Raw genomic sequence first — 16,197 nt, 5'->3', positions numbered from 1 at the left:
TGGTGACGGTCAACAACGGGCTCTTGCAGCTGCACAGCGTCGATTTGACCAATCTGGTGGCGATCTATCTTTGGCCGTTCATACGCATCATGGGCATGATAATGGTCGCACCAATCTTCAGTGCGTCGATGGTACTGCCGCGGATTCGTATTCTAATCTCCGTCGCACTGACGCTCATTCTTGTGCCGTTGATCCCTGCGCCGCCAGCCATTGACCCGTTGAGCATTAACGGCGGGCTTGTTGCCGCTCAGCAATTGCTGATTGGTATCGGCATGGGGTTTGCTCTGCAGATTGTGTTTGACGCGCTGATACTGGGCGGTCAAGCGGCGGCCATGAGCATGGGCTTAGGTTTTGCGATCGCGGTCGATCCTGCCCGCGGTGTAAACGTGCCGGTGGTGAGTCAGTACTTCATGGTGCTCGCCACCTTGGCGTTCTTGGCCATTGATGGCCACATCATGATTATCGATACGCTTGCACAGAGTTTCTTTGTGTTACCGATTGGGGAAACCGGACTGGCGCCACGCAGCTTTCAGCAGCTGGCCTACTGGGGCAGTCAAATTTTCGTGGGTGCGGTTAAGATCGCGTTACCGGCTATGGCGGCGCTCATGATTGTGAACCTGGCGTTCGGGGTAATTAGCCGTGCTGCACCGACACTGAATTTGTTCGCGGTGGGTTTCCCTATCACGATGGTACTTGGGTTTGTCATTCTCATGGTGAGCGTGCCGAACATTGTTGGCGTCTTCGTATCGCTTCTTGAGGGCGCGTTCGAACAGTCGTTCCGGATACTAGCGCCGTGAGCGAAAACAATGGTCAAGAAAAAACCGAACAGGCGACACCGAAGCGTCTGGCCGACGCGCGCAAGAAAGGGCAAGTACCACGATCCCGCGAACTCAATACGGCTACCGTGATGCTTATTGCGACGGCCGGGCTGTTTGCGTTTGGGGATAACCTGGCTGTTGACACGTTGGAGGCCTTGCGCTCGGGTCTTGCGCTTGAGCGCGGCGAACTGTTTGATCTCAATGCACCGATCGCCACCTTCGGCGAGGCCATCTACACGGCACTCAAATCTCTATTGCCGTTTTTTGCGGTGGTGCTTGCGGCGGCCATCTGCGCACCGGCCATGACGGGCGGGTGGTCGTTCAGCACCAAGGCGATCGCCTTTAAGGCCAGCAAGCTCAATCCGATCAAAGGACTCAAGCGCGTGTTTAGCGCGAACGGCTTACTCGAGCTTGTTAAGGCGCTGGCCAAGTTTGCCGTGGTGGGCGGCTTTGCCGTGGTCTTTCTCAAGCTCTACGCCTTGGAGTTTTTAGCCCTGAGCACCATGCCCGTTAGAGCGGCGTTGGTGGAAGCGGCCGTTCTCGGTGTCAAAGCGCTGCTCATGTTTAGCGCGCCGTTGCTACTCATTGCGGCTGTCGATGTGCCGTTCCAGTTGTGGCAGCACGCCAAACAGCTTCGCATGACACGACAGGAAGTGCGCGATGAAATGAAGGAGACCGACGGCAACCCCGAACTCAAATCACGGATTCGTCAACTCCAAATGGAGCAAGCAAACGCGCGCATGATGGAAGAGGTTCCAACCGCGGATGTGGTCATCACCAACCCGACGCATTTTGCGGTGGCATTACGGTATGACCCCGAGCGTCATGCGGCACCGCGCGTGGTGGCCAAGGGCGCGGACTTAGTTGCAGCCCGAATTCGCGAGTCGGCACGCGAGCACGGCGTGCCGTTGCTCTCAGCGCCACCACTTGCACGAGCCTTGTTCCGAAGTTGCGAACTAAACGATGAAATTCCAGCTCGCCTGTATTCCGCGGTCGCCCAAGTGTTGACCTGGGTGTTTCAGGTAAGACACGTGCAGCAACACGGAGGATTGGAGCCAGATCGGCCAACCGTGGAGCTCGATGATGAAGAGAACAATACATGAATAAATTGATGGAACTGTTTTCAACGACCCGCGCGGGCGCGCGTGGCGTGGGTGTGCCGCTGCTGCTGTTGTTGTTGCTCGCAATGATGATTTTGCCGTTGCCGCCGTTGATGCTCGATTCGCTATTCAGTTTTAATATCGCTTTGTCGTTGGTAATTGTGCTCGCCGTTATCTACGTTAGTCGCCCACTCGAATTGTCGGTCTTTCCGACGGTGCTATTAGTCGTCACGCTTCTGCGACTGGCTCTGAATATTGCCTCGACGCGTGTCGTGCTACTCAATGGGCATACCGGCACCGGTGCGGCCGGTAAGGTAATTGAGGCATTCGGTGACTTTGTGGTCGGTGGTAACTACGCCGTCGGTCTTGTGGTGTTTGCGATCTTGGTGATCATCAACTTTGTGGTCGTCACCAAAGGCGCGGGACGCATTTCGGAAGTGACGGCCCGTTTTACCCTCGACGCGATGCCCGGCAAGCAAATGGCCATTGATGCCGACTTAAACGCCGGTGTGATCAATCAAGAAGAAGCCAAGCGGCGACGTAATGACATTCGCGAAGAGGCTGATTTTTACGGCTCAATGGATGGCGCGAGTAAGTTTGTGCGAGGCGACGCGGTCGCCGGCATCCTGATTTTGTTCATCAATATAATCGGCGGCATTTCAATCGGGATGGCCCAGCATGATCTGACGCTGTCGGTCGCAATGCATAACTACACGCTACTGACGATTGGTGACGGCTTGGTGGCGCAGATTCCGTCTTTGCTGCTGTCGTCAGCGGTAGCGATCATTGTGACGCGTGTCTCGAGTATGCAAAACCTCGGTGATCAGGTGCTCGGTCAGCTTTTCGGTCAGACCCACGTGCTGGTGGTCACGGCGGGTATCTTGACCTTATTAGGAATGATTCCCGGCATGCCCAACGTGGCTTTCTTAACCTTGGCCGCGGCCTGCGCAGGCGGTGCCTATCTGACGCATCGTCAAAAAACGGCCCCGGTGTCTGAGGAGGCGGTCGAAGCGCCGGTGAAGGAAGAGCCTACGGAACTTGGCTGGCAGGACATTCCGCAGGTCGACGCGATTGGTCTTGAGGTTGGCTATCGATTGATTCCACTCGTAGACCGTAATGGTGGTAACGAACTACTCAATCGAATTAAGGGCGTGCGTAAGAAAATCTCGCAGCAAATCGGCTTTCTTATTCAGCCTGTTCACGTGCGCGATAATTTGGAGCTTGCGCCGAATGCGTATCGTATCGTCATTATGGGCGTGCCGGTGGCGGAGGCAGAGATTCACGTTGATCGTGATCTGGCCATCAATCCTGGCCAGGTGTTTGGCAAACTGGCCGGCATCGACACCAAGGATCCGGCCTTTGATTTGGATGCGGTATGGATCGAACCGGCCCATCGAGAGCATGCGCAAACGCTCGGCTACACAGTGGTGGACACGAGTACTGTGGTGGCGACGCATCTGAGCAAACTGATTCAACATCATGCAGCGGATTTATTCGGCACGCATGAATCGCAACAGCTGCTCGATCGTGTCGCCGAGACCTCGCCAAAATTGGTCGAAGATCTTGTACCCAAATCACTGCCGATGAGTGTTCTACTCAAAGTTCTGCAAGCCTTGCTCAACGAAAAAATATCGCTGCGCAACATGCACAAAATCGTCGAAACTTTGGCGTCTGCGGCGACCGTCAGTCAGGATCCTGACGTTCTAATCAGCCAGGTGCGCATTGCGCTCGGACGGTCAATCGTTCAACAAATCAGTGGCTTACGAGATGAGCTTCCGGTGCTGACGCTCGAACCGGAGCTGGCACAGATATTGCAAAATTCACTACAAGCCAATTCAGCGGATAACGGCCCTGGTTTTGAACCCGACCTGGTTGAACGGGTCCATGGTGCGCTGAAAGACGGGGCGAAGCGACAGGAGGCGGCAGGTGAAACGCCGGTGTTGCTGGTTGAGCCACGACTGCGTGCTTGGTTTGCGCGGCTGGCCAGACACTCGTTGCCTAACTTGAATGTACTCGCGTTCAACGAGGTGCCGGATGACAAGCCCATCCGTATGGTCGCGACAGTGGGTTAGCGCGAACAGAGCAACATTGACGGCCGCGTGCTCGAGCAGGGTGGCGGATAACACAGAAACCGGTTCGAGTAACACGAACCACAGACAGGACAACGTATGAAGATCAAACGATTTAATGCGCCTACAATGCGACTTGCACTCGCCGCTGTTCGTCGAGAACAAGGTCCCGATGCGGTGATCCTCTCAAATCGCCGAGCGGACAATGGTGTGGAAGTGGTGGCGGCCGTGGATTACGACGAAACGCTTATTCACCAGCCCGCCGATCCGTCGACAGATCATCAGGCATTGGCCGATTCGCCTGAGCAAAATGAACTGTCGTCGCTGCTTTCCGATGACACGCCGTTTAGTGAGTCTCTTGCCGTGAGCGATGAATCAAAATCCAACGCGTCAAAACCAGTGGCGACCGAAATGACAGCAGTTCGCCAGGAACTGACAAGCATGCGCTCGCTGCTCACCGAACAGTTATCGCAGATGGCGTGGCAGTCAACCTGCGAGCGGAGTCCGGAACGAGCCGCCGTACTTCAGCAATACGCCGCGATGGGTATCCATGCGGGACTGGCGCAGGAACTCGCTGACCGTGTGGCGGACTGTTTTGAGGTGCCGCTGCAGATCGAAAACGCGACGCGCGTCTTAGCCGAGGCGCTGCCGCTGCCGGATCAGGACATGACGACCGCGCCCGGTATCGTCGCACTCATCGGTCCGACCGGTGTCGGGAAAACCACCACCATCGCCAAACTAGCGGCGATCTACGCGCTAAAATATGGGCGTGATCAAGTCGCGCTGGTGAGCACAGACAGTTTTCGTATTGGTGCGCAAGAACAGCTCGCCACCTTTGCTCGAATATTGGATGTCCCGGCACTGTGCGTCAACGAAGCGGGCGAATTGAGTGACGTACTCCGAGGGCTGTCCGACAAACAACTGGTGCTGATTGACACCGCCGGCGTGAGCCAGCGCGCGCGTGGCTTGGCGGATCATCTGCAAGCGCTCCATCTCGACGATGCGTCGATTCGAACATATCTGACCCTGGCGGCTAACGCACAAGAGCAAACGCTTGATGACGTGGTCCGACATTTTGGGGACGTGCCATTGGATGGCTGTGTTCTAACGAAAATCGATGAGGCAACCAGTTTAGGCCCAGCGCTCTCGGTCGCCATTCGCCGACAGTTGCCGATCACCCTGCTCGCGAACGGACAACGGGTGCCGGAGGATTTACACAGCACACAAAATAGCGGCCAAACATTGATAGATCGCGCTGAGCGGCTCGCGCAAGAAGAAGCGATGGAGCACGGCGATGAATTTATGGCCCGGCATTTTGCGGAGGGTCATGCGCATGTCTTCGCCTAATTATCCAGCGGACCAAGCAGCCGGCCTGCGTCGCGCGATGCCGCAACCTGTGCGCGTAGTCGCCATTACCGGTGGCAAAGGCGGCGTGGGCAAAACGATGGTCTCGATCAATCTGGCCATGGCGCTCGCCTCGTTGCGGCGGAATGTGGTGCTGATGGACGCCGATTTGAGCCTCGCGAATGTCGATGTGTGTCTCGGGTTGCAGGCGCGAAAGAACTTGGCCCACGTCATGAATGGGACGTGTTCGCTGGACGACATCATGATCGATGGACCCGGTGGCATTAAAATTGTGCCGGCGTCATCGGGTATCCGGCAATTAGCGGATACTACACCGGCTCAGAACAGTGGCTTGATATGGGCGTTCAGCGATATGGCAACGCCCGTAGATGATCTGATTATCGACACAGCCGCCGGCATTGTGGATAGCGTGATTCGCTTCAGTGCGGCGGCCCAGGAGGTGGTCGTTGTGGTGTGTGATGAGCCGGCGTCAATCACCGATTCCTATGCATTAATAAAGCTTCTCAGTCGTGATCACGGCGTAAAGCACTTCAGTATTCTGTGCAACAAGACTCGCGGTGCGGTCGATGGCCGGCATCTGTTTGACAAATTGAGTGCGGTCGCAGCGCGATTTCTCAATGTCGGATTGAAGTACTTGGGGCACGTACCGCAAGACTCGAGTGTGCGTAAAGCGATTCAGCAGCAATGCGGTGTCGTAAACACGTATCCGGACAGTCGGGCGGCCAAAGCGTTGAGCGACGTGGCCCATAATTTATCTAAGCGAGCCAGCCGTGCCGGTGCGCGGGGCAATATTGAGTTTTTCGCCGAACGATTGGTGGCGCCGATGCCCGCGGAGGTTGTGTAATGGTGGTCAGTACAGCGTATGCACAGTACTCGTCGAGTGCACAGGACGAACTGGTTATTGAGAACGCTCAGTTGGTCAAACGCATTGCCTATCATTTAGTTAGCCGCCTGGCCGGAAATGTCGATGTCGACGATCTGATCCAAGCCGGGATGATTGGTTTGCTTGAAGCCTCGCGTAAATATGACGCGTCACGCGGTGCTAACTTTCAGACGTTCGCCGGTATTCGCATCCGTGGCGCCATGCTGGATGAAGTGAGGCGATCAGACTGGACGCCGCGATCGGTGTATCAAAAGCTGCGTAAAGTGACCGAGGCAATGCGCGCTGTCGAAATGCGTCATGGCCGAAGCGCTCGCGAAAGTGAGGTCGCCGAGGAACTCGGTCTGGGTCTTGACGAATATCATAAGGTGTTGCGCGATGCGACGACCTGCCGATTATTCTCGCTCGAGCAGACGCAGAGTGAGGGCAGTCACACACAGCCTGCGGGCGATTTGGAATTAGGGCCGCAAGAGAGTGCGTCCGAGGAGGAGTTTCGCCTCGCGTTGGCGGACGCGATTAGCAAGCTGCCGGAGCGAGAGGCGCTAGTGCTGTCTCTGTACTATGACGATGAACTCAATCTTCGTGAGATTGGCGAAGTCCTGCAGGTGAGCGAATCGCGTGTATCGCAAATTCACAGCAAAGCGGTCGTTCGATTACGGGCGCGCCTGGGCGAATGGACTGGCTGACGGTAGGAGAGGTCAATGAGCGATGTCAGTGAAATTAAACCGGCCAGTCCGATTCTGCCCGTACGTCGTCGCGAACAGAAGCAATCAAACGATGAACGAACGAAGCCCGAAAAGCCTTTGCCGTCCACGCCTAGCGATGACGACGAGGATTCCCCACCACTGATTGACGAGTACGTGTAATGAGCGCCGTTTTTTCCACATTGTTCCATCAATACAGCGCCTTTATCGCGCTCATATTGTATCTCACTGGCGGACTGTTTATGTTTCGGTCGATCTCCGCAGAGGCCGACAACGCTCGCCGCCAGCGCGCGCTCACCCGACAGCTCCATGAGCAGCTTGTCGTGTGTTTGCAGCAGCAAATCGTGACCACCGATCAGGTAACCGTACTCAGCGAGCAATGTGACTCACTCAAATTTAGCCAGAATCGGCTGAATCAGTCGGTAGCACCGACAGAACGTTTTGCCATGGCAACGAGACTCTTAAAACGAGGCTCTGTGGAGACCGCGTTGCTCGAAGAGATCGGTCTTAAGACGTCAGAGATTCGGCTACTCAAGCGACTACATCGCACCGAGTCATTACCCAAGCAATCGTTTACTCCAACCGAATGGTCGTCGCTGGTTAAGAGCGAATCGACAGGATGCGTCGATACGACGTTGACGACGCCCAACAGTTCGGGGTCGACCGATCTTTCGTCGCCCGAGAATTCCCACGCCACCCCCAAACAACAGTTACCGAGTGACGAGAAGCCCGTGAACGGACACGCGGAAACCGAAGAGTTCGAGTTGGCCTTGTCGGACGATACGCTGGGTCAAATGGGCTCCGCCCGCCGACCGTCTCAGGCGCAGTTATTGGCTCGCTTCAAAGAAAACGTCGCATCCTGATTCATCGGACGAGTTGGCAACCTGCCACCAGAGTAAGGCGGCGGTCTGTGCTGAAATGACTATGTGATTGGGAAAGCCCGGAGCCATCTGGTGTGATCATCGATCGATAAACCGTCCCACTACTCAGGTGAAATGATCAGCCTCACAATTGCGTGATCGCTGTGCTCTATCTGTTGACGCACCCAATCCGCCGTGAGCATACAGGCTCCATCAGTATCGCTCTTGATGGGGTTTGGCGCTGTGGTAGTTATCGTTAACGGATGTTCGCCTGCTCGGTTGAGTGAGTAGAGGCGATAGGAATAATCACCGCCTTCAAGGCACACACGCGGTTCCGATTGGGCGGGACGATCGGCTGTGCGTGGCTGTAGCACACGCGCGTTGATCGGTGTGTTAACCGTTACCGATAGGGTCATCGAGGCGCTAGCTTGATTAGGCGTAGGCGTGTTGTCCGCCGCTGCCGAGGTTACCCAAACAAAAACCACCGCACTCACGACTCGTCGCAAATACCATTCCCCCATACGCATCAACCTGTCAATATCCAATCGACAAGTCAAGCGTTGTATGCTGACGGTTGTTCATGGGTTCTCGTGCGATTCCTCTGAATCGAGGCGTTTTATTCGCAGATCTTCTATTTCGCGTTGCAATGCGCGGCGGGCCAAAACCTCGCGATAGCGATCGAGTATATGAACAAAACGCACGCCAATCACATGAGTGAATCCGTCGACGGGCTCTTGCATTTCCGTGACGCGAATGATCTCACCATAAGCCATAACATGATGGTAATTGGGCAGTACGACCATGCGTAAGCACAGGTTGCTGCCTACCTCTAACGCTCGACGACAACTAAATGCGATGCCGGAAGCGCTGAGACTGCAAGTCCGGACCTCACGCCGCTTGAGGGCGGCATCGATTTCAACCGCCATCGGCACAAGGCTTGCGATGGTATTGAGTTTGTTGTTGAGAAGATCCAGACACCGCGACAGATCTTTGTCGGTTTTTTGAATCGTGGCCAACGCGTCCTGGATGTCGGTTTCGAGACGACGCAGGGTGGTGGTAGCGTTCAGCTCGGCTGAGTCGACCAGAACAATGTTGCGTAAGCCTCCACGCATTTCGGTTTCCGTGACAATTTCATAGTCAAGTAGAATTTGGTCTTCGACACGAAAGTCCTGACGACGATTGGCGGTTTCTTTCATACTCACGGCGGTGCTCTATGGTGCGGTGGAGAGGTCGGATTCAGCGGGCGGTTCAGTGGGGGAGTCGGCTTGATCAATGTCGGCCGCAACGTCGTCAAATACGCTGCGTACAATGTTGATTTCGACGCGTCGATTGAGCGCACGATTAGCCGGTGTGTCGTTGTCAACAACCGGTTGAGTCCACGCCAAACCTGTGATCACAATGCGTCTAGGGTCGAGATCGCTGCGCTTGAGCATACGATGAGCCACCGTGACCGCCCGACTGGACGAGAGCTCCCAGTTTGAGCGAAATCGCTGATTGGCGATGGGCACGTTATCGGTGTGTCCGGTAATCTGTACGATGCCGTTCATTGACGCGCTGAGTGCGCTGATTTTGTCCAGCGTTGGTAAGAAATTATCTTGGATGTCGGCATAGCCTGACGCGAATGAGCCCTGCTCATGAATGCGAATGACAATGCGAGAGCCTTCGCGTTCGACGCTGAGGTTGCCGTTCTCGATTTCCTCTTTGAGCTCCTCTTTGATTCGTTCCAGGTCCTCGATAATTTCCTCGAGTTCGGGCGGTAGATCGTGCTCACCGTCTTTGAACTCCAACGTGCTCTTGGACGAGTCGATTGTGTGCTGTCGAATTTCGTTGAGCACGGTCGGGTCTGGACGTCCCGGGCTGAACTCGGTGGTTACGACGCTGGTGCCTTTAGGGATGAAGTCCGCTTTCATGTCGGCCTGCACACCGAACGCTTCTTTCATCGAACCAGAGAGCTGCTTGAATTTCATGACGTCCATTTCAGAGAACGCTAAGAGCAGCACGAAGAAACACATGAGTAGGCTCATCAGATCGGCGAAGGTCATGACCCACGCCGGAGTACCTTTTTCTTCAGGCGCGTCGGACATCGATCAGGCGGCCTCTGCGTCTTCTGTGGGACGAAGCGAACTCGGTAGGTAGTTTTGCAATAAACCCTCGATAACGCGCGGATTCTGCCCGTCTTGAATACCCATCAGTGCATCGATGATCATCGCTTTACAGAGTTTTTCGTCGGCACTGCGTTTGACCAATTTGTCGGCGATTGGAATTGCGATCACGTTGGCGAGGATGGCGCCGTAGAGTGTGGTGAGCAGCGCCACGGCCATGGCCGGCCCGATCTGTTTCGGATCGTCCATATTGGACAACATCTGCACCAGACCAATCAGCGTCCCGATCATGCCCATCGCCGGACCCACATCACCAATCGCTTTAAAAATGCCCTGGCCGTTAAGATGGCGCTGCACCGTCAAGCGGGTGTCGTCTTCAAGCATCTTGCGCACAACGTCTGCGTCGTGACCGTCGATGAGCAGATTGATGCCCTTTTTCATGAACGGATCCGGTACCTCTGCCTCTTCCAGTGCCAGGATGCCCGACTGACGTGCAGCTTTGGCAAGTTCAACCGCTTTTTCGATCAGTGCCTCGGGTTCAGGCAGTTTGTTGGTAAAGGCATGGACCGCGACTTTGGTTGCGCTCAGAAATTGAGCGAGGCTGAATTTGACCATAGTCACCAGCAGCGTACCGACCAGTACGATCACCAGCGAGGGGATATTGAAGAAGGTTGAGGCCGATCCGCCGAGTAGAATCGTGGCGCCCACCGTGATGATGGCACCAAGTAGTCCGACCAGTGTTGCGATATCCAATGTGCGCGTCTCCAGTGTGGGTGGTCAGCCCGCGGGTCGGGCAAACAGGGCGGCGCGTCTGGCCGTTTCCACACGAGCCATCCGGGGACAGGTGCCCAATACACCGTTTAGCGGCAATCCCGGGCACACCTTTAGCCTTGAGCGTGGACCTGCAAGAAATGCTCTGATAGGGGTTACCCGGACACGGCTTTGACATAAGAACAAGATTGCCTGGATCGATTGGATTGTGACTAAACGTTCACCGTTTTTGGCCGCTATCTCCTTAGTGCATCAATGTTTTTGGCTGCGATGCAGATTACGACCGCGAGAGGCGGGGGGCATTGAGATGCGATTGGCTCAAAGGAATTGAATGTCGCTGGGAAGAAAAACAGTCTGGTTGTTCCTAGGGCTTGGGTTGGCGTTTTCGCTCGTTAGCTACGTCATTCTCAAATGGACGGTGTTTCCGTTGTTTCATGAGTTTGATCGCGAATCCACCGAAGCGGCATTGACCCGCGTCTCACAAGCGCTGGAGGCTGATCTGAGCGCGTTGAAAAATGCCAACATTGAGTTGTCACGCCGTGACCTAACGTATGAGTTTGCCCAGGGCCGCCGTCCAGAATTTGCAGACAAGAGCATTGTGCGGGCGAATCGAGCGAGTCGTCGGCTGCACATGGTGCTAATTTTTAACGCGAATGGTGAGCGTCTTTACGCGGAACTGACCAATCCGGATGCGGACGAGCCGCTGAGCGTTGAACAAGAGTTCGAATCGCCTCTGGTTCGCGATCATGTTCTTGTTACTCATCAATCGCCTGGCGACTCGATTTCGGGTCTTCTGCGCACGCGCTCCGGCATTATGCAGGTCGCGTCCTATCCGATTCTTACCGACGAGGCCGGTGGGCCAGTGGCCGGCAGCGTCGTCGTGGGCCGATATTTCACTCATCAGCGCATGCTGGCGATCGAACAGCGCACCATGGCGAGTGTGTATTTATTGGATGACGCCACGCCGCGGCCCACCACGTCGACACATGGACCTCACACCGAAAATGGCGCAATGCGAGTGGTGGAAACGACCGGCATCGCGTCGTTTGGCTTTAAGCCTCTACGTGATCTATACGGTAACACCGTGGCGAACCTACGTGTGCACACACCCAAGCGCGTAACGCGCGTGGGCGCGGAAATCACCGAGAAACTCACGTTACTGCTCGTTGTGCTTACCGCCATATTCCTGGTGTCGACGCTGCTGTTTGTCCGGCGTCTGATTATTGCGCCACTGACCAAACTCACAAGTCAAATTTTAACCATTCGTCAAACCGGCAATCTTCAGTTTGATGTAGACAGATGGCGTCGTGACGAGGTCGGTGTGCTGGGCGGTGAGTTTGCGGCGATGGCGGAGCAGCTACAACGGGGGCGTATGAAACTGGAAAAAGCGCGTGATGACGCGCTAGCGATTTCAAAGGCTAAGAGTGAATTTCTGGCACGAATGAGTCACGAAATTCGAACGCCGATGAACGGTGTGCTCGGAATGACCGAGCTACTGCGCAGCACGCCGCTAAAGCCCAAACAGCGCAAATTCGCCGACACCATTTACTCGTCGGCTGAATCACTGCTCAACGTGATTAATGACATACTCGATTTTTCCAAAATGGAGGCAGGCAAACTCAATTTGGAGATCGTCGACGTGCATCTTCGTGCTGTGATCGAAGAAACGGTCGACAGTTTGGCCAGTCAGGCACACGCAAAGAACATTGAACTCATGACCATGGTGCCGCCCGGGCTCAATAAGTTGGTCAAAACAGATCCTGTGCGGTTGCGTCAAGTCATCACCAACCTTGTCAGCAATGCCATTAAGTTCACACACGACGGAGAGGTGTTGGTCAAGTTGTCCGTGGAGGAGCGACTTGGAGACTATGAGACGATCCGCTTCGAAGTGCACGACACGGGCATCGGCATCGCACCGGAAGAACAGCAACAAATCTTCGAGTCCTTCACTCAGGCGGACGGCTCCATTACTCGGCTCTATGGCGGATCCGGTCTTGGGCTTGCGATTTGCAAGCAGCTTGTCGAGCAAATGGGTGGCGAGCTAAAGGTCAGCAGTCATCCATCGGATGGTTCCGTCTTCTCATTCCGGTTGCGTATGCATACCAGTCATTTTGTTGCCGCCGGAGAGTGCACGCAGATGCCGCGATTGTCCGATCAACGCGTGTTGATTGTGGATGATAACGCGACGAATCGCGACATTCTCGAACACCAGCTGGACAGTTGGCGCGCGTTAGTGGGTACCGCGTCATCGGCCGGACAGGCGTACGAGAAACTGGTGAAGGCCGCTCATAACAATACGCCCTATGATTTGGTTTTACTGGATCGTCATATGCCGCTAGAAGATGGGCTCGAGTTGGCGCGAACCATTCGCGCTAGTGCGGCATTGAGTACGCTAAAAATCATTATCCTCAGTTCCGTTGCATCGCAAATTCCTGAAGACGATATGCGTGAGCTCAACATTGCCGGACAATTGTGCAAGCCGGTGAAGCACTCGCAGCTGTTTGACACGCTCGCCAGGGTGATGCGGGGCGAAGAGGACCGGAGTCAGTTTGAGCCTGTTTTTACTGCCAGCCAACAGCTGCAGGGGCGAGTTTTGCTTGTTGAAGACAATCACGTCAATCGCCAAGTGGCGTTCTCAATGTTGGAAAAATTCGGTCTACAGGTGGTGTTGGCCAGCGACGGTCTCGAGGCTGTTGAGAAATTTTCGTCTGAGCCGATTGATCTTATCCTAATGGATTGTCAACTACCGGTGATGGACGGTCTGAAAGCAACCGAGACCATTCGACTCATAGAGGCTGAAACAGATCGTTCTCGCACACCCATCGTCGCAGCAACGGCGAATGCCTTGGAACGTGATAAAGAAGAAGCCCTTTGCGCTGGGATGGACGACTGGCTCACGAAGCCGTTCACGGGAGAACAACTTCACGCGCTCTTATCCTTGTATTTACCGCTCGCTCAACGAGTTCAGGCGGCGGACCTAACGTCAACAACCGTGTTGGATCAATCCTCGATGGGATTCGAAGAGACCGATTCCGCCTTGAACAAGGACGGTGAGGTGGACGCAGCTATCGATCGAAGCACGCTAAAACGACTGCAGCAACTTCAGCAGCCAGGAGCGCCAGATCTTCTACGCAAAATTCTTAATCTCTATTTGTCGTCGTCCAGTGTGATCAAAGAAAAACTCAGTAGTGCGATCGAAAGTGAGAATGCCGTTATTGTTCGAGAAACTGCGCATGCATTGAAGTCCAGTAGTATGAATATCGGCGCAACGCAACTTGCCAGTTTTTGTAAGCGACTGGAGGTGATGGGGCGAGATAATACAATCTCGGCTGATCCGTCGCTCAAGCAGACCCTGGAATTCGAATATGACCGTGTTGTTTGCGAACTGGAAATCGAATTGGGCGGTGCGCGATGACTCATTCTCAGCCGACACAACCGGTTATTTTGATCGCGGATGACGACCCGACTACTCGTCTTATCGCCCGTGAAGTTTTGGAACAGGCTGGTATGCACGTGCTTGAGGCGCGCGATGGGGAGCAGGCGCTTGATCTCTATCTTGCGAATGCGCCCGATGCGGTACTTCTGGATGTCGATATGCCGCAAATGGACGGTTTGACGGTTTGTGAGAAAATCCGTGCGACCGAAACGCGGCGCACAACGCCCGTGTGTATCGTTACCGGCCTCGACGACTTTTCCTCTGCCGGTAAAGCATTCGACATCGGTGCGACGGATTTTATCACCAAGCCTATCGATTGGTCGGTGCTTGCGTTTCGCGTGCGCTACTTACTACGCTCGAGCAACGCACTCAACGACATTCGCGGATTGGTGAGTGCGATCCCGGATGTGCTGTTTGTCTTGAACGAGCACGGTGCTGTGCTGAGCGGGCCGGCAGGCGTCGATGAGGTCGTGTCGGTCGGCATTGACGGGCTGCGTGATGTGGCCTTTTCAGAGTTATTTGAGGGTGAGGTGAGAGCGCGAGCGATAAGCAAAATCGCTGAGGCCTTCAAGACGTCCGAACCGCAAATATTGGAACATGAGTACGCCGATGCGGGTGTGTTCTTAGAAACGCGTTTTGTGGCGCGTGATCGAAAATCCGTGCTTGCGATGGTACGCGACATTACTCAACGCAAACAGTCCGAATCGCAAATTTACGATTTAGCCTATTTTGATCGTCTCACAGGGTTGCCTAACCGGCATCTGTTCTCCCAAGAATTGGAACGAATTCTTGACTCAGCGTCGAGCGACCAGCGTAAATTCGCCATGCTGCTTGTTGATCTGGATCGATTCAAACGCATTAACGACACGTTGGGTCATTCGATTGGCGATGAGCTGCTCAAGGCGGTAGCACGCAGGTTGGATAATTGCACGCGCGCCAGCGATGATTTAATGAAGATGGGTGATCAGGCCTACGATCAATTTCGACTGGCGCGTCTAGGCGGCGATGAATTTGTCATCGTCATGCATGACGTCAGTTCCAAAGAGGTGGCGACGTCTATCGCCAATCGAATCGTTGCCACCTTATCAGAGCCGTTTAGCTGCAAAGGGCATCATCTTGTGGTGACACCGAGTATTGGTGTGGCGTTCTACCCGAAAGATGGGCACACCAAAGACGATTTGGTAATGAACGCGGATTCGGCCATGTATCGTGCAAAATCCGCAGGCAGAAACACGCATTGCTTCTACTCGGGGTCAAATCGTCAGCGTTCTCTTCATCGGCTGTCGTTGGAAGAGGAGCTCAGGAAGGCCATCAAAAACGACGACTTCGAATTGCATTACCAACCGAAACTTGACCTCGCGTCGTGGTCGATTGTCGGCGCCGAGGCGTTGGTTCGTTGGCGTCACCACGATAGAGGTTGGATTTCCCCCGGTGAGTTCATTCCTATAGCAGAAGAAACCGGTCTGATTCTGTCACTTGGCAATTGGGTGTTGGAGGAGGCCTGTCGTCAGCTCCGAGCTTGGCGTCATTCTCCACTGTCAAACCTCGCGGTTTCCATTAATGTGTCTGGGCCGCAGCTGTACACGGGTGATCTTGTCGCCAGTGTCGCAGAAACACTCGCACGCGCCGGCGTTGATCCCGTCAACCTCGAGCTTGAGATAACAGAAAGCATGCTGATGCAAGATGTTGAAAAGGTGATCGAGACGCTGCAGAGAATAAAACAGTTGGGCGTGGGACTGTCCGTGGACGATTTTGGCACTGGCTACTCCAGTCTGGCCTATCTAAAGCGGTTTCCGATTGATGCCTTGAAGATCGATGCCTCGTTTGTTCAAGATTTGCGTATTGATGAGGACGATGCAGCCATTTGCGCAGCGATTATCGCCATGGCCCATAAGCTCAATCTGCAAGTCGTCGCTGAAGGCGTCGAATGTGAGACCCAGGTGGACTATCTGCGGGAGCATCGTTGTGAACAAGTTCAGGGTTTTCTGTTCAGCAAAGCGATTCCACCAAACGAGTTTGAGGCGCTCGTTCATCGTCATCAGCTCTCTGGTCATACGCTTTCCACCGGATAGGTGGGCGGGCAAAGAGTCGG

General features: G+C 54.7%; 14 protein-coding genes. 10 read left to right on the top strand and 4 right to left on the bottom strand.

Annotated features, from left to right (window positions below):
- Positions 1-2 precede the first annotated feature (2 nt).
- The 8 genes from fliR to AAF465_04525 all read left to right on the top strand — a co-directional run bounded on the left by fliR (position 3) and on the right by AAF465_04525 (position 7,799).
- Entirely contained in the window at positions 3-797 is a 795-nt protein-coding gene (gene fliR / locus AAF465_04560) for a flagellar biosynthetic protein FliR (GenBank protein ID MEM7081981.1), read from the top strand.
- Complete coding sequence (flhB, locus tag AAF465_04555) at positions 794-1,921, top strand: flagellar biosynthesis protein FlhB (GenBank protein ID MEM7081980.1); 1,128 nt, start codon at positions 794-796, stop codon at positions 1,919-1,921. The genes fliR and flhB overlap by 4 nt, the downstream gene beginning before the upstream one ends.
- Positions 1,918-3,990, top strand: a complete 2,073-nt coding sequence (flhA, locus tag AAF465_04550) for a flagellar biosynthesis protein FlhA (protein MEM7081979.1) — start codon at positions 1,918-1,920, stop codon at positions 3,988-3,990. Before flhB ends, flhA begins: the two co-directional genes overlap by 4 nt.
- Before the next feature lie 96 nt (positions 3,991-4,086).
- Complete coding sequence (flhF, locus tag AAF465_04545; GenBank protein ID MEM7081978.1) at positions 4,087-5,334, top strand: flagellar biosynthesis protein FlhF; 1,248 nt, start codon at positions 4,087-4,089, stop codon at positions 5,332-5,334.
- Positions 5,321-6,196 (top strand): P-loop NTPase, encoded by an 876-nt coding sequence (locus AAF465_04540; GenBank protein ID MEM7081977.1) that lies wholly within the window; start codon positions 5,321-5,323, stop codon positions 6,194-6,196. The genes flhF and AAF465_04540 overlap by 14 nt, the downstream gene beginning before the upstream one ends.
- Entirely contained in the window at positions 6,196-6,918 is a 723-nt protein-coding gene (locus tag AAF465_04535; protein ID MEM7081976.1) for an RNA polymerase sigma factor FliA, read from the top strand. Before AAF465_04540 ends, AAF465_04535 begins: the two co-directional genes overlap by 1 nt.
- 15 nt (positions 6,919-6,933) lie before the next feature.
- Positions 6,934-7,098 (top strand): hypothetical protein, encoded by a 165-nt coding sequence (locus tag AAF465_04530; protein ID MEM7081975.1) that lies wholly within the window; start codon positions 6,934-6,936, stop codon positions 7,096-7,098.
- A complete protein-coding gene (locus tag AAF465_04525) occupies positions 7,098-7,799 on the top strand; it encodes a hypothetical protein (GenBank protein MEM7081974.1) in 702 nt (233 codons plus the stop codon). The genes AAF465_04530 and AAF465_04525 overlap by 1 nt, the downstream gene beginning before the upstream one ends.
- Positions 7,800-7,918: 119 nt before the next feature.
- On the opposite strand, the gene AAF465_04520 is transcribed toward AAF465_04525, so the two are convergent.
- The 4 genes from AAF465_04520 to pomA form a co-directional block, all read right to left on the bottom strand.
- A complete protein-coding gene (locus tag AAF465_04520) occupies positions 7,919-8,290 on the bottom strand; it encodes a hypothetical protein (GenBank protein MEM7081973.1) in 372 nt (123 codons plus the stop codon).
- A gap of 84 nt (positions 8,291-8,374) precedes the next feature.
- Complete coding sequence (locus AAF465_04515) at positions 8,375-8,992, bottom strand: PilZ domain-containing protein (protein ID MEM7081972.1); 618 nt, start codon at positions 8,990-8,992, stop codon at positions 8,375-8,377.
- Between the two features lie 15 nt (positions 8,993-9,007).
- Positions 9,008-9,880, bottom strand: coding sequence for a flagellar motor protein MotB (locus AAF465_04510; GenBank protein MEM7081971.1), 873 nt, complete (start codon positions 9,878-9,880; stop codon positions 9,008-9,010).
- Between the two features lie 3 nt (positions 9,881-9,883).
- Entirely contained in the window at positions 9,884-10,651 is a 768-nt protein-coding gene (gene pomA, locus AAF465_04505) for a flagellar motor protein PomA (GenBank protein ID MEM7081970.1), read from the bottom strand.
- A gap of 349 nt (positions 10,652-11,000) precedes the next feature.
- Between pomA and AAF465_04500 the strand changes: the two genes are divergently transcribed.
- Both AAF465_04500 and AAF465_04495 read left to right on the top strand, forming a co-directional pair.
- Positions 11,001-14,084, top strand: coding sequence for a response regulator (locus tag AAF465_04500; GenBank protein MEM7081969.1), 3,084 nt, complete (start codon positions 11,001-11,003; stop codon positions 14,082-14,084).
- On the top strand, positions 14,081-16,177 hold the full coding sequence (locus tag AAF465_04495) for an EAL domain-containing protein (protein MEM7081968.1): 2,097 nt from the start codon (positions 14,081-14,083) through the stop codon (positions 16,175-16,177). Before AAF465_04500 ends, AAF465_04495 begins: the two co-directional genes overlap by 4 nt.
- Positions 16,178-16,197 lie beyond the last annotated feature (20 nt).

The sequence above is a fragment of the Pseudomonadota bacterium genome, assembly GCA_039028935.1.
Classification (GTDB): domain Bacteria; phylum Pseudomonadota; class Gammaproteobacteria; order Steroidobacterales; family SZUA-146; genus SZUA-146.
Note: the sequence above shows the minus strand (reverse complement) of the source record. Positions and strands in the feature narration are given on the sequence as shown.

Bases quoted from the DNA above. Each gene is read 5' to 3' on its own strand.
- flhF (MEM7081978.1), top strand. From the start codon at position 4,087: ATGAAGATCAAACGATTTAATGCGCCTACAATGCGACTTGCACTCGCC.
- AAF465_04535 (MEM7081976.1), top strand. From the start codon at position 6,196: ATGGTGGTCAGTACAGCGTATGCACAGTACTCGTCGAGTGCACAGGAC.
- AAF465_04525 (MEM7081974.1), top strand. From the start codon at position 7,098: ATGAGCGCCGTTTTTTCCACATTGTTCCATCAATACAGCGCCTTTATC.
- AAF465_04515 (MEM7081972.1), bottom strand. From the start codon at position 8,992: ATGAAAGAAACCGCCAATCGTCGTCAGGACTTTCGTGTCGAAGACCAA.
- AAF465_04540 (MEM7081977.1), top strand. From the start codon at position 5,321: ATGTCTTCGCCTAATTATCCAGCGGACCAAGCAGCCGGCCTGCGTCGC.
- flhA (MEM7081979.1), top strand. From the start codon at position 1,918: ATGAATAAATTGATGGAACTGTTTTCAACGACCCGCGCGGGCGCGCGT.
- AAF465_04510 (MEM7081971.1), bottom strand. From the start codon at position 9,880: ATGTCCGACGCGCCTGAAGAAAAAGGTACTCCGGCGTGGGTCATGACC.
- AAF465_04495 (MEM7081968.1), top strand. From the start codon at position 14,081: ATGACTCATTCTCAGCCGACACAACCGGTTATTTTGATCGCGGATGAC.
- AAF465_04530 (MEM7081975.1), top strand. From the start codon at position 6,934: ATGAGCGATGTCAGTGAAATTAAACCGGCCAGTCCGATTCTGCCCGTA.
- AAF465_04500 (MEM7081969.1), top strand. From the start codon at position 11,001: ATGTCGCTGGGAAGAAAAACAGTCTGGTTGTTCCTAGGGCTTGGGTTG.